The 13,217-nt window shown below is 68.9% G+C and carries 11 protein-coding genes and 1 riboswitch; of the genes, 4 read left to right on the top strand and 7 right to left on the bottom strand.

The genetic code is table 11. The features are described from left to right. Positions 1-96: 96 nt before the first annotated feature. The 4 genes from ACFY1J_RS14000 to ACFY1J_RS13985 all read left to right on the top strand — a co-directional run bounded on the left by ACFY1J_RS14000 (position 97) and on the right by ACFY1J_RS13985 (position 4,603). Entirely contained in the window at positions 97-1,077 is a 981-nt protein-coding gene (locus ACFY1J_RS14000; RefSeq protein ID WP_390708816.1) for a tetratricopeptide repeat protein, read from the top strand. A gap of 126 nt (positions 1,078-1,203) precedes the next feature. Beyond that, on the top strand, positions 1,204-1,854 hold the full coding sequence (gene def / locus ACFY1J_RS13995; protein WP_390731263.1) for a peptide deformylase: 651 nt from the start codon (positions 1,204-1,206) through the stop codon (positions 1,852-1,854). A gap of 296 nt (positions 1,855-2,150) precedes the next feature. Then, positions 2,151-3,236 (top strand): epi-isozizaene synthase, encoded by a 1,086-nt coding sequence (cyc1, locus tag ACFY1J_RS13990; RefSeq protein ID WP_390708818.1) that lies wholly within the window; start codon positions 2,151-2,153, stop codon positions 3,234-3,236. After that, positions 3,233-4,603 carry a cytochrome P450 gene (locus tag ACFY1J_RS13985; RefSeq protein ID WP_390708819.1) on the top strand — a complete coding sequence of 457 codons (1,371 nt, stop codon included), beginning with the start codon at positions 3,233-3,235 and terminating at the stop codon, positions 4,601-4,603. Before cyc1 ends, ACFY1J_RS13985 begins: the two co-directional genes overlap by 4 nt. A gap of 22 nt (positions 4,604-4,625) precedes the next feature. Here the strand turns inward: ACFY1J_RS13985 and ACFY1J_RS13980 are convergent, their stop codons facing one another. The 7 genes from ACFY1J_RS13980 to ACFY1J_RS13950 all read right to left on the bottom strand — a co-directional run bounded on the left by ACFY1J_RS13980 (position 4,626) and on the right by ACFY1J_RS13950 (position 13,051). After that, the gene (locus ACFY1J_RS13980; protein ID WP_390731262.1) at positions 4,626-5,591 is read right to left on the bottom strand and encodes a helix-turn-helix domain-containing protein; all 966 of its coding nucleotides are present in this window, start codon (positions 5,589-5,591) and stop codon (positions 4,626-4,628) included. Between the two features lie 247 nt (positions 5,592-5,838). Further along, positions 5,839-6,852 (bottom strand): ribonucleotide-diphosphate reductase subunit beta, encoded by a 1,014-nt coding sequence (locus ACFY1J_RS13975; protein WP_390708821.1) that lies wholly within the window; start codon positions 6,850-6,852, stop codon positions 5,839-5,841. Further along, positions 6,852-9,215, bottom strand: a complete 2,364-nt coding sequence (locus ACFY1J_RS13970) for a ribonucleoside-diphosphate reductase subunit alpha (RefSeq protein ID WP_390708822.1) — start codon at positions 9,213-9,215, stop codon at positions 6,852-6,854. Before ACFY1J_RS13970 ends, ACFY1J_RS13975 begins: the two co-directional genes overlap by 1 nt. Before the next feature lie 145 nt (positions 9,216-9,360). Continuing rightward, positions 9,361-9,454: riboswitch (cobalamin riboswitch) on the bottom strand. Between the two features lie 77 nt (positions 9,455-9,531). After that, entirely contained in the window at positions 9,532-10,038 is a 507-nt protein-coding gene (locus tag ACFY1J_RS13965) for a GNAT family N-acetyltransferase (RefSeq protein ID WP_390731261.1), read from the bottom strand. Positions 10,039-10,156: 118 nt separating this feature from the next. Continuing rightward, positions 10,157-11,785, bottom strand: a complete 1,629-nt coding sequence (gene mctP, locus ACFY1J_RS13960) for a monocarboxylate uptake permease MctP (RefSeq protein ID WP_390708824.1) — start codon at positions 11,783-11,785, stop codon at positions 10,157-10,159. Continuing rightward, positions 11,782-12,054, bottom strand: coding sequence for a DUF3311 domain-containing protein (locus ACFY1J_RS13955; RefSeq protein ID WP_390708825.1), 273 nt, complete (start codon positions 12,052-12,054; stop codon positions 11,782-11,784). The genes mctP and ACFY1J_RS13955 overlap by 4 nt, the downstream gene beginning before the upstream one ends. Positions 12,055-12,286: 232 nt before the next feature. Beyond that, positions 12,287-13,051 carry a GntR family transcriptional regulator gene (locus ACFY1J_RS13950; RefSeq protein WP_390708826.1) on the bottom strand — a complete coding sequence of 255 codons (765 nt, stop codon included), beginning with the start codon at positions 13,049-13,051 and terminating at the stop codon, positions 12,287-12,289. Positions 13,052-13,217 lie beyond the last annotated feature (166 nt).

Below are 13,217 nucleotides of genomic sequence, written 5' to 3'. Positions count from 1 at the left end.
CGCCCCTCCTGCCGTACGTGGTTGGATGCGAGGGAGAGGGTGTCCGGGGGCACAAGCCAGCCCACTGTGCGGAACTGGAACTGGCAGGCGGGAAACGTGAGGATCTTCGGCAAGGGACGGCACCGGCCCTCCGCCTCCTGGCGGCAGGCCACAGATCGCGCGTTCACGCTGATCGGCGACGGCCGGTACGAGGACGCGGGCGAGCTGCTGACGCGCGCCGCCGACCTGGAGCCCTGGCTGTCGGAGTCCTGGTTCAACCTCGCCCTGCTGCACAAGTTCCGGCACGACTGGGAGCAGGCCCGGGCCGCCGGCCTCAGGGCCGTGGCGCTGCTCGACCGGGAGACCGGGGCACCCGACTGGTGGAACGTCGGCATCGCCGCCACCGCCCTGCAGGACTGGCCGCTGGCCCGGCGGGCCTGGCAGGCCTACGGGCTGCGGGTGCCGGGCGGAGCCGCCGTCTCCGGGGAGCCGCTCGGCATGGAGCTGGGCAGCGCGGCCGTACGGCTGTCGCCCGAGGGCGAGGCCGAGGTCGTGTGGGGACGCAGGCTCGATCCGGCGCGGGTCGAGGTACTGTCCATTCCGCTTCCCTCGTCCGGGCGACGCTGGGGCGAGGTCGTACTGCACGACGGGGTGCCCCACGGGGAGCGGACCACGGCCACCGGGCATGCGTTCCCGGTCTTCGACGAGATCGAGCTGTGGGCCCCGTCGCCCGTCCCCACCTGGGTGGTCCTGCTGGAGGCCGCGACCGAGGCCGACCGGGACGCGCTGGAGCAACTGGCCGCCGACGCGGGCTTCGCCGCGGAGGACTGGTCGTCGTCCGTGCGGCTGCTGTGCCGTATGTGCTCGGAGTCGCGCATGCCGTCCGACGAGGGCGACGGCACCCATCTCGACCCGCACGACCACAGCGAACCCGGCCACCCGGGGCCGCTCGGCCACCGCACCGACGGGCAGCTGTGGGTGCCTGAGCGCGAGTGCGGGGTGGCTGCGCCGGCTGCGCTGGTGAGGGGATTGCTGGACGGATGGGTTGCGGACAGTCCGGACTCCAGGGACTGGCGGGATCTCGAAGAGGTTTGCTAGGGGCATTGTCGGCTGCGGATTCGTTGTGGCTGGTCGCGCAGTTCCCCGCGCCCCTTCGGGGGGCGCGTGGCCCGTACCCTGTATCAGCAAGTTCACCCCCTGTTTTTGAGGAAGGCATCGTCGGTCATGGCGCAGCAGGACACCGATCAGCAGCACGCGGGCGTGCTCCCCGTGGACGACGAGGGCTTCGTCATCGACACCGAGGACGCGGAGGAGCGCGAGAACGCCTGGCGTGAGCGTGGCACCTCGCGGCCGATCACGGTCGTCGGGAACCCGGTTCTGCACAAGGAGTGCAAGGACGTCACCGAGTTCGGCGAGGAGCTCGACCAGCTGGTCGCGGACATGTTCACCAGCCAGCGCACCGCCGAGGGCGTGGGCCTGGCCGCCAACCAGATCGGCGTCGACCTGAAGGTCTTCGTGTACGACTGCCAGGACGACGAGGGCGTCCGGCACGTCGGCGTGGTGTGCAACCCGAAGCTGGTCGACCTGCCCGCCGACAAGCGCCGCCTGGACGACAGCAACGAGGGCTGCCTGTCCGTGCCGACCGCCTACGCGCCGCTCGCCCGCCCGGACTACGCCGAGGTGACCGGGCAGGACGAGAAGGGCAACCCGGTCAAGGTCCGCGGCACCGGCTACTTCGCACGGTGTTTGCAGCACGAGACCGACCACCTTTACGGCTACCTGTACATCGACCGTCTGTCGAAGCGCGAGCGCAAGGACGCGCTGCGGCAGATGGCCGAGAACGAGCCGCGCTATCCCGTGGTCGCCAACGGCTGAGGCCCGCGCACACCTCTGTGACGCCTGATCAGGAACGTTCCTGATCAGGCGTCGTTCGTTTATGTCCGGCTTCACACACGTCTGCGCGTCGGACATTCGATCCTTTGTGCGCTTCTAGCAATCCACAATCGGTCACACAAGGGGGGATTCTCGGCACGGTGGGGTAGTGAGTGAAGCAAATCCGTTCCCAGAGCGGTCAGTTGTAGGGCTGAATGGGAAGGGCGGGGATACGCAACGGCGCACGCCCGGCACGGTGAGAGGGGTGTGTGCTTCTGGCGGCTGAGAGGGGTTTGTTCGTGCATGCTTTCCCACACAGCACCACATGGATGCCGACGGCGGTCCCGGTCCCGCCGACGCTGGCTCTGCCGTTGATCGAGTCGGCGTTTCCCCGGCAACTGCATCCGTATTGGCCGCGACTACAGGAGAAGACCCGCCTCTGGCTCCTGGAAAAGCGGCTCATGCCGGCGGACAAGGTGCAGGAATATGCCGATGGCCTGTGCTACACCGATCTCATGGCGGGCTACTACATAGGCGCCCCCGACGACGTGCTGCAGGCCATCGCCGACTACAGCGCGTGGTTCTTCGTCTGGGACGACCGCCATGACCGCGACATCGTCCACGGCCGCACCGACGACTGGCGGCGGCTCAGGTTCTGCTTACACGCGGCCCTCGACTCACCCGGGCCCCACGAGTCCCATCCGGACCCTGTGGTGGCGGGATTCGCGGACAGCGTGCGGCGGTTGTACTCCTTCCTGCCCCGGACCTGGAACGCCCGGTTCGCCCGGCACTTCCACGCGGTGATCGAGGCGTACGACCGGGAGTTCCGCAATCGCGTCAGGGGATACGTCCCCGGGGTGGAGGAGTATCTCGCCCTGCGGCGCCTGACCTTCGCGCACTGGATATGGACGGACCTGCTGGAGCCGAGCGCCGGATGCGAACTCCCGGACGCCGTGCGGAAACACCCGGCATACCGTCGTCCGGCGCTGCTGAGCCAGGAATTCGCCGCCTGGTACAACGACCTCTGCTCGCTTCCGAAGGAAATAGCGGGCGAGGAGGTCCACAATCTCGGAATCAGTCTCATCACCCATGAGGACCTGACTCTGGAAGAGGCAGTCCTCAAACTGCGACGGCGCATCGAGAAATGCGTGGAGGAGTTTCTCGAAGCGGAAATGGTCGGTCTGCGGTTCGCCGACCGGCTCGACGACGGCACCGTGCCCGGAAAGGAACTCGGTGCCGCCGTACGGTCCTGCCTCTGCAATATGCGGAACTGGTTCAGTTCCGTCTACTGGTTCCACCACGAGTCCGGCCGGTACATGGTCGACAGCTGGGACGACAGGTCCACGCCCCCGTACGTCAACAACGAAGCGGCAGGTGAGAAATGACCGTCGAGTCGGTGAAGCCCGCGGCACCCGAGGTGCCCGAGTTGAGTGAGCCGTCCCTCGCGGGGGGTGGCGTCCCGGTCCTCGGCCACGGCTGGCGGCTGGTCCGCGACCCGCTGGCCTTCATGGCCGGGCTGCGCGAGCACGGTGACGTCGTACGACTGAGGCTCGGCCCGAAGACGGTGTACGCCGTCACCACCCCCGCGCTCACCGGCGCCATGGCGCTGAGCCCCGACTACAAGATCGACGGGCCGCTGTGGGAGTCCCTCGAAGGCCTGCTCGGCAAGGAGGGCGTGGCCACCGCGAACGGCACCCGGCACCGGCGCCAACGACGCACGATCCAGCCCGCGTTCAGGCTCGACGCCATACCCGCGTACGGGCCGATCATGGAGGAGGAGGCGCACGGGCTGACCGAGCGCTGGCGGCCCGGCAAGACCGTCGACTGCACCTCCGAGTCCTTCCGGGTCGCCGTGCGGATCGCGGCCCGCTGTCTGCTGCGCGGCGAGTACATGGACGAGCGCGCCGAGCGGCTGTGCGTCGCGCTCGCGACCGTGTTCCGCGGTATGTACCGCCGGATGGTCGTCCCGCTCGGACCGCTCTACCGGCTGCCGCTGCCGCCCAACCGGAAATTCAACCGGGCCCTGGCCGATTTGCATCTGCTCGTCGACGAGATCGTCGCCGAGCGCCGGGCGTCCGGTCAAAAGCCGGACGATTTGCTGACGGCATTGCTGGCGGCGAAGGACGAGAATGACGAGCCCATCGGGGAACAGGAGATCCACGACCAGGTCGTCGCGATACTCACCCCCGGAAGCGAAACCGTCGCCTCCACGATCATGTGGCTGCTCCAGGTGCTCGCCGCACATCCGGAACACGCCGAGAAGGTACGTACCGAGGTCGAATCCGTGACCGGCGGCCGGCCCGTCGGATTCGAGGACGTACGGAAGCTCACGCACACCAACAATGTCGTCGTCGAGGCGATGCGTTTGCGTCCCGCCGTATGGATATTGACGCGGCGCGCGGTGACCGACACCGCGCTCGGCGGCTATCGCATTCCGGCCGGGGCGGACATCGTCTACAGCCCGTACGCCATCCAGCGCGACGGCCGGTCCTACGCGCACAACCTCGACTTCGACCCCGACCGCTGGTTGCCGGAACGCGCCAAGGACGTACCGAAATACGCCATGAGCCCGTTCAGCGTGGGCAATCGCAAATGCCCCAGCGACCACTTCTCCATGGCCCAGCTCACCCTGATCACGGCGGCACTGTCGGCGAAGTACCGCTTCGAACAGGTCGACGGGTCGAACGACGCGACCCGCGTGGGCATCACGCTCCGTCCGCACCGGCTGCTGCTGAAGCCCGTGCCATGGTGAGACGCCCGTTGCCGGTGCGCGCTCACGCGGCCTGCGGGCCCCGGAACGCGCGCCGGTAGGCGTTGGGGGTGGTCCCCAGGGCCCGTACGAACTGATGGCGCAGCGCGGCCGCGGTGCCGAACCCGGTACGCGCGGCGACGGCGTCCACCGTCTCGTCCGTGCCCTCCAGCAACTCCTGTGCCAGCAGCACGCGTTGGCGCAGGATCCAGCGGTAGGGCGTGGTGCCCGTCTCCTGCTGGAAGCGGCGCGCGAAGGTGCGCGGTGCCATGAGGGCGCGGGTGGCCAGCTGCTCGACGGTCACCTCCTCGTCGAGGTGCTGCTCCATCCACACCAGTACCTCGCCGACCGTGTCGCACGAGTCCCGGGGCAGCGGACGTTCGATGTACTGCGCCTGTCCGCCGTCCCGGTGCGGCGGCACCACCATCCGCCGGGCGATCTTGTTGGCAACCTCCGGGCCCTGTTCCTTGCGCACGATGTGCAGACAGGCGTCGATCCCGGCCGCGGTGCCGGCGGAGGTGATCACCGGGTCCTCGTCGACGTACAGGACGTCCGGTTCGACGCGGGTGCGCGGGAAGCGCCGGGCGAGCGCGTCCGCGTGCCGCCAGTGCGCGGCGCAGCGCCGCCCGTCGAGCAGTCCGGCGGCGCCCAGCACGAAGACGCCGGAGCAGACGCTGAGCACGCGGGCGCCCCGGTCCACGGCCCGGCGCAGGGCGTCGAGCAGCTCGGGCGGATAGTCACGCCCGACGTTCGCGTCGGAGGCCGGTACGGCGATCAGATCGGCCTCCTCCAGCCGGTCGAGGCCGTACGGCGTGGAGACGGTGAGCCCGCCGACGTGGGTGCTCAGTGCCGGACCCTCCGCCGACACCACCGCGAAGTCGTACACCGGCAGCCCCTCGTCGCTGCGGTCGAGGCCGAACACCTCGCAGACGACTCCGAGTTCAAAGGGATGCACACCGTCGAGCAGGACGGTGGCCACGTTCCTCAGCATGCGTCCAGTGTGCCTCGGAAGTGGCAGTAATTCGAGGGTGTGCGGCAGTCCTGCCACTGTTTGTAAGGAGTATTCGGCGCGACAGTGGTGACATGACCACAGCGCAGACAGAAGCCCTGATCGGAATGACCGTCGCCCTCGGGATCCTGGTTCTCCTGGTCCTCCCCTCACTGATCGGCATCGTGCGCGACCGGCGCATCGACCGACAGCTCAGGGAGGCCCAGGAGGCCGGGAAGGCAGGACGGGATCAGAAGTCCTCGTCCAGGTCGACGGTGCCCTCCACCGCCACCTGGTACGCCGACGGACGCCGCTCGAAGAAGTTGGTCAGCTCCTGAACCCCCTGGAGCTCCATGAAGGAGAAGGGGTTCTCGGAGCCGTACACCGGAGCGAAGCCGAGGCGGCTCAGCCGCTGGTCGGCGACGCACTCCAGGTACTGCCGCATCGACTCGGTGTTCATGCCCGGGAGGCCGTCACCGCACAGGTCGCGCGCGAACTGCAGCTCGGCCGCGACGGCCTCCCTCAGCATGTCGGTGACCTGCTGCTGAAGCTCGTCGTCGAAGAGGTCCGGCTCCTCCTTGCGGACGGTGTCCACCACCTCGAAGGCGAAGGACATGTGCATCGTCTCGTCGCGGAACACCCAGTTGGTTCCGGTGGCCAGACCGTGCAGCAGACCCCGGCTGCGGAACCAGTAGACGTAGGCGAAGGCGCCGTAGAAGAACAGGCCCTCGATGCACGCGGCGAAGCAGATGAGGTTGAGCAGGAAGCGCCGGCGATCGGCCTTCGTCTCCAGGCGCTCCAGCTTCTCCACCGAGTCCATCCACTTGAAGCAGAACGTGGCCTTCTCGCGGATTGAGGGGATCTTCTCCACGGCCGCGAAGGCCGCGGCGCGGTCCTCCGGGTCGGGGAGATAGGTGTCCAGGAGCGTCAGATAGAACTGGACGTGCACCGCCTCCTCGAAGAGCTGCCGGCTCAGATAGAGCCGCGCCTCGGGGGAGTTGATGTGCTTGTACAGGGTCAGCACCAGGTTGTTGGCCACGATCGAGTCGCCCGTCGCGAAGAACGCGACCAGACGCCCGATCAGATGCTGCTCACCCGGCGTCAGCTTCGCGAGGTCGGCGACGTCCGAGTGGAGGTCGACCTCCTCCACGGTCCAGGTGTTCTTGATCGCGTCCCGGTAGCGCTCGTAGAAGTCGGGGTAGCGCATCGGGCGGAGAGTCAGTTCGAAGCCCGGGGCGAGCAGGTTGGTGTTACGGCTGGACATCACTGGCAGGCCTCGCAGGACTCGGGGTTCTCAAGGGAGCAGGCGACGGCGTCGGGGTCGGCGACCTGCTGGACGGGGATGGACGCCTGCGTCTGCGCCTGGGCGGCGCGGGCGATACGGGTCGCCGGGCGCGAGCGCAGGTAGTACGTCGTCTTCAGACCCTGCTTCCAGGCGTACGCGTACATCGAGGAGAGCTTGCCGATGGTCGGCGTCTCCATGAAGAGGTTCAGGGACTGCGACTGGTCGAGGAACGGGGTCCGGTCCGCGGCCATGTCGATCAGCCCGCGCTGCGGGATCTCCCACGCCGTGCGGTACAGCGCCCGTACGTCGGCCGGGATCCACGCGAAGTCCTGCACCGAGCCGCCCGAGTCGCGCAGCGCCTCACGGGTGCGGGCGTCCCAGACGCCCAGCTCCTTGAGGTCCTTCACCAGGTACGAGTTGACCTGGAGGAACTCGCCCGACAGGGTCTCGCGCTTGAAGAGGTTGGAGACCTGCGGCTCGATGCACTCGTACACGCCCGCGATCGAGGCGATGGTGGCGGTCGGCGCGACGGCCAGGAGCAGCGAGTTGCGCATCCCGACGGCGGCGATCCGCTCGCGCAGCGCCGCCCAGCGATCGGGCCGGCTCAGCTCCACGCCGTAGTGGTCGGGGTGCAGCACGCCCCGGGCCGTACGGGTCTTCTCCCAGGCCGGCAGCGGGCCGCTGCGTTCGGCCAGGTCGGCGGAGGCCTCGTACGCGGCGAGCATGATGTGCTCGGCGATCCGGGTCGACAGGGCGCGCGCTTCGGGCGAGTCGAACGGCAGCCGCAGCTTGAAGAAGACGTCCTGCAGGCCCATCGCACCGAGGCCGACGGGACGCCACTTGGCGTTGGACCGGCCGGCCTGCTCGGTCGGGTAGAAGTTGATGTCGACGACACGGTCGAGGAAGGTGACGGCCGTGCGGACCGTCTCGTCCAGCCGGTCCCAGTCGATGTCGCCGTCGACGACGAACGCGCCGAGGTTGACCGACCCCAGGTTGCAGACCGCCGTCTCCCCGTCGTCGGTGACCTCCAGGATCTCCGTGCAGAGGTTGGAGGAGTGGACGACGTGGCCCGGCTCGGCCGTCTGGTTGGCGGTGCGGTTGGCGGCGTCCTTGAAGGTCATCCAGCCGTTGCCGGTCTGCGCCAGGGTGCGCATCATGCGGCCGTAGAGGTCACGGGCGGGGATGGTCTTCTTCGCTAGCCCGTCCGCCTCCGCCTTGCGGTACACGGCGTCGAACTCCGCGCCCCACAGGTCGACCAGCTCCGGCACGTCCGACGGGGAGAACAGCGACCACTGCTCGTCGGCGTCGACCCGGCGCATGAACTCGTCCGGGATCCAGTGCGCGAGGTTGAGGTTGTGCGTACGGCGGGCGTCCTCGCCGGTGTTGTCGCGCAGCTCCAGGAACTCCTCGATGTCGGAGTGCCAGGTCTCCAGGTAGACCGCGGCCGCGCCCTTGCGCCGGCCGCCCTGGTTCACGGCGGCGACGGAGGCGTCGAGGGTCTTCAGGAACGGGACGATGCCGTTGGAGTGCCCGTTGGTGCCGCGGATCAGCGAACCACGGCTGCGGATGCGGGAGTACGACAGCCCGATGCCGCCAGCGTGCTTCGAGAGGCGGGCCACCTGGTGGTAACGGTCGTAGATGGAGTCCAGCTCGTCCAGCGGGGAGTCGAGGAGATAGCAGGACGACATCTGCGGGTGCCGCGTGCCGGAGTTGAAGAGCGTGGGGGAGGAGGGCAGATAGTCGAGCCGGCTCATGAGCCCGTAGAGCGCGGCGACCTCGTCGACGGAGCGGGCGGAGTCGTCCTCGGCGAGACCCGCCGCGACCCGCAGCATGAAGTGCTGGGGCGTCTCGACGACCTTGCGGGTGATGGGGTGGCGCAGCAGGTAGCGGCTGTGCAGGGTGCGCAGGCCGAAGTAGCCGAAGCGGTCGTCGGCGGCGGGGTCGACCAGCGAGTCGAGCCGCTCGGCGTGCAGCCCTACGAACGCGGCGGTGCGGTCGGCGATCAGCCCCTCGCGGTGCCCCACGGCGACGGACCCGGTGAAGGACGTCACGCCCTGCGAGGCGGCCTCGGCGCGGATGGAGAGGGTGAGCAGCCTGGCGGCCAGCCGGGAGTAGGCCGGGTCCTCGGAGATGAGGCCGGCGGCCGCCTCCGTGGCCAGCTCGCGCAGCTCCGACTCGTCCGCCCGGGCGGAGCGGCCGCGCAGCGCGGCGGCGGCGACCCGGCCGGGGTCGGCGTCGGGCAGGTCGGCGGTCAGCTCGGTCAGGGTCCGCAGCAGCGCGGCACCGGGACCGTCGGTCTCCAGGCGTGTCGCTGAAGCCGGTTCGGCTGGCGCGATGGTCACGTGGGGCTCTCCCAGACTCGGCACGGGGGCCTTGCGCAGGGCAGGGGGCGGCACACGAGCGCACGCGGCGTCGCGTCCACCGGCCCACTCCACGAGGCCCGGACGTCGGGGCACCCGGACCGGACGGCCGGGCGCACTGTCGGCAGGTCCTCGGACTGACGCGAGCGCGCATCACCCCCGGGGGCGGATACGCGCAAGTACACCGTTGCGGGACAGTTCCGGATTCGCACCGGATTCCCCTGCGGCGACAGCGAGCATGAGCATACATCTAGTGCCGGGCTGTCGCGTCACCCCCAGATGTTGTGTCGTGGCGGTGTCAGAGTGTCAACTCGTAGGTGAGGAGAGTGATGTCGTCGAGGTGGGGGAGGGGATTCCAGTCCCGCCCGGGTGTGCGGACGAAGCCCATGCGTTCGTAGATGCGATGGGCGGCCCGCATGGAGCGCTGGCTGGACAACACGATCCGTACGCAGCCCGGTGTGGCCCGCGCGCGATCGACACAGGCGCGCACCAGGGCCTCCCCGACGCCGCGGCTGCGTGCCGCGTGGCCGACCGCGAGCATCCGTATCTCGGCCTCTCCGGCGCGGGCGATGTCGGCCATGGGCCCGCCTGCCGGCACGAAGGTGACGCCGCCGAGCAGTTCGCCGTCCGCCACGGCGACCAGCACCTCCGCGGCGGCCGCGCGCTTGGTCACGTCCCTGAGCTCGCCGAGGTAACCGTCGCTCTCCCCGAAGTCGAGGAGGCCGTCCTGGAGATAGGCCTGGGCGGTGATCTCGCCCAGGGTGCCGTACTCGTCCGGTGCCGTCCGCCTGATCTCGATGTCCATGGGACCGAGTGTGCAGGACGGGTACGACAACGGGCCGCCGGATTTTCTCCGACGGCCCGTTCTCGTCCGCTCAATGACCGGCGTCTTCAGTGACCGGCGTCTTCAGTGGCCAGCGTCCTCAGTGACCGGCGTCCGCGGTCGCCGGCGGCAGCTTCACCTGGACGCCCGGGTCGCCGGCGTCCGCCGTGTAGTCCGCCGGCCTGGTCTCGTCGACGCCCTCGGGGGCCTTCAGCGCCTTCAGGACGAAGGTCAGCACCACCGTGACGGCCACGTTGAGCACGAAGGCGGTGAGGCCGATGTAGCCGATCTCCCCGATGCCCGGGATCTCCTTGGCCGAGCCGCCGAAGTGCTTCTGCGTCGGCGAGGCGACGCCGTACGCGGCGACGGTGCCGTACACCATGCCGACCGCCCAGCCCGCGAGCAGCGCCCAGCGGTGGAACCAGCGGGTGAACAGGCCGCCGACCAGGGCCGGGAAGGTCTGCAGGATCCAGATGCCGCCGAGCAGCTGGAAGTTGATGGCGACCGTCTTGTCCATCGTCAGGACGAAGACCAGGGCGCCCACCTTCACCAGGAGGGAGACCAGTTTGGAGACCTTGGTCTCCTGCGCGGGTGTGGCGTCCGGCCTGATGAAGTCCTTGTAGATGTTGCGGGTGAACAGGTTCGCGGCCGCGATGGACATGATGGCCGCGGGGACGAGGGCGCCGATGCCGATCGCCGCGAAGGCCACGCCCGCGAACCAGTCCGGGAACATGTTCTCGAACAGCTGCGGGATGGCCAGCTGGCCGTTCTGCACCTTGACGCCCGCCGCGATCGCCATGAAGCCCAGCAGGGCCAGCAGGCCGAGCATGAGGGAGTACAGCGGCAGGATCGTGGTGTTTCGGCGGATCACGTCACGGCTCTTCGAGGAGAGCGTCGCGGTGATCGAGTGCGGGTACATGAAGAGCGCGAGCGCGGAGCCCAGGGCCAGCGTGGCGTACGTCCACTGGCCGGCCTCCGGCGGGGTGAGGGCGCCGCGCGGCTTGCCGGTCGCCGGGTTGACCTGGCTGAACGCCTCGCCCGCCTTGGTGAAGATGTCGTCGAAGCCGCCCAGCTTGATGGGGATGTAGATGATCGCCACCGCGATGACGATGTAGATCAGCGCGTCCTTCACGAACGCGATCAGGGCGGGCGCGCGCAGGCCCGAGGAGTAGGTGTACGCGGCCAGCACGCCGAAGGCGATCAGCAGCGGCAGGTCCTTCACGAACCAGTGGGTGCTCTCGCCGCCGCCGACGCCCATCACGTCGAGGACGGCTTGGATGCCGACCAGTTGGAGCGCGATGTACGGCATCGTCGCCAGGATTCCGGTGACCGCCACCGCCAGCGACAGGCCCTTCGAGCCGAAGCGGCCGCGCACGAAGTCCGAGGTCGTCACATAGCCGTGCCGGTGGGACACCGACCACAGGCGCGGGAGGAACATGAAGATCAGCGGGTAGACGAGGATCGTGTACGGCACGGCGAAGAAGCCGGCCGCGCCCGCCGCGTAGATCGCCGCCGGTACGGCGACGAAGGTGTACGCCGTGTACAGGTCGCCGCCGAGCAGGAACCAGGTGATCCAGGTGCCGAACGACCGTCCGCCCAGGCCCCATTCGTCGAGGCTGTGCTCGTTGTCGGCCCTGCGCCAGCGTGCGGCCAGGAAGCCCATGACCGTGACGGCCAGGAAGAAGAAGACGAAGACGCCGAGCGCGACGCCGTTCACGCCGTCCTTCACTTCGACGCACCCCCGCTCCGCCGGGCCGCCGCGCGGGTGCGCTGGTCACGCTGCCACAGCTTGTACGCGGTCATCGTCAGCGCGGTGGAGATGACCACCCACAGCATCTGGTACCAGTAGAAGAACGGGATCCCGATGAACTCGGGGTCCGTCCTGGCGTAGGAGCCGACCCACAGCATCGCCACGAAGGGCGCGATCAGACAGAGGGCGATGACGACGCGCAAGGGCGTCACCACCGTCGCTCCGGTCACATCCGAGGCATCCGACATCTTGCGACTCCGTCCCCTCGCAGATCACCACTGATCACTACTGATCACACGTGTAATGCGCAGGCAATCTAGGCGACGCCGTCACACAAGTGGAAGACCTCATCCTCCTATCGGCATGTCGATTCTGTGCAGAAGTCGCCGCAGCGGCAGCGGAACCCCCGCACAAGACGGTCGTACACGGACTCGCCGGTCAACTCGCCCTACGTGCCAGCCGTTTGAGCCGGGACGGGCATCACTCCGCGGGACGCTTGAGGCGGGCCACGAACTTGTAGCGGTCGCCGCGGTAGACCGACCGCACCCATTCCACCGGCCTGCCCTCCCGGTCCAGGGAGTGGCGGGAGAGCATCAGCATCGGCAGGCCCACGTCGGTGCCGAGCAGGCCCGCCTCGCGCGGGGTGGCCAGGGAGGTCTCGATGGTCTCCTCAGCCTCCGCGAGGTGGACGTCGTACACCTCGGCGAGCGCGGTGTAGAGGGACGTGTACTTGACGAGCGACCTGCGCAGCGCCGGGAAGCGCTTGGCCGAGAGGTGGGTCGTCTCGATGGCCATCGGCTCGGCGTTGGCCATGCGCAGCCGCTCGATGCGCAGCACCCGCCCGCCCGCCGTGATGTCGAGCAGTTCGGCGAGCCGGTCGTCGGCGGTGATGTAGCCGATGTCCAGCAGCTGCGACGTCGGCTCCAGGCCCTGGGCGCGCATGTCCTCCGTGTAGGAGGTGAGTTGCAGCGCCTGGGAGACCTTCGGCTTGGCGACGAAGGTGCCCTTGCCCTGGATGCGCTCCAGCCGGCCCTCGACGACCAGCTCCTGGAGGGCCTGGCGGACGGTGGTGCGCGAGGTGTCGAACTCGGCCGCGAGCGTGCGCTCCGGCGGGACCGGCGTGCCCGGCGGCAGCGTCTCCGTCATGTCGAGCAGGTGCTTCTTCAAGCGGTAGTACTTGGGCACGCGCGCGGTACGGACGGTCGCCCCAGCCTCGTTCTCCGCACTGCTGACGTCGGTGCTCATGCTCTGCCTTCCCGGCTCCGTATGCCGAAGCGACCGACATTCCATCGGTCCCGGCTCACATCGTGGCACGGCTTCGTGTGGCAGGGGTCCACCCGCACGCTCCGTGATCTCCCTGTATACCTTTGCGCCCCCCGTTGGTCTAGTCCATCGGGGGTCCCCGTCCCAG

It is taken from the genome of Streptomyces sp. NPDC001406 (assembly GCF_042895285.1).
Classification (GTDB): Bacteria; Actinomycetota; Actinomycetes; order Streptomycetales; family Streptomycetaceae; genus Streptomyces.
This window is presented reverse-complemented; position numbering and strand designations above follow the sequence as displayed.

Bases quoted from the DNA above. Each gene is read 5' to 3' on its own strand.
- ACFY1J_RS13985 (WP_390708819.1), top strand. From the start codon at position 3,233: ATGACCGTCGAGTCGGTGAAGCCCGCGGCACCCGAGGTGCCCGAGTTG.
- ACFY1J_RS13950 (WP_390708826.1), bottom strand. From the start codon at position 13,051: ATGAGCACCGACGTCAGCAGTGCGGAGAACGAGGCTGGGGCGACCGTC.
- ACFY1J_RS13975 (WP_390708821.1), bottom strand. From the start codon at position 6,852: ATGTCCAGCCGTAACACCAACCTGCTCGCCCCGGGCTTCGAACTGACT.
- ACFY1J_RS13955 (WP_390708825.1), bottom strand. From the start codon at position 12,054: ATGTCGGATGCCTCGGATGTGACCGGAGCGACGGTGGTGACGCCCTTG.
- ACFY1J_RS13965 (WP_390731261.1), bottom strand. From the start codon at position 10,038: ATGGACATCGAGATCAGGCGGACGGCACCGGACGAGTACGGCACCCTG.
- ACFY1J_RS13980 (WP_390731262.1), bottom strand. From the start codon at position 5,591: ATGCTGAGGAACGTGGCCACCGTCCTGCTCGACGGTGTGCATCCCTTT.
- def (WP_390731263.1), top strand. From the start codon at position 1,204: ATGGCGCAGCAGGACACCGATCAGCAGCACGCGGGCGTGCTCCCCGTG.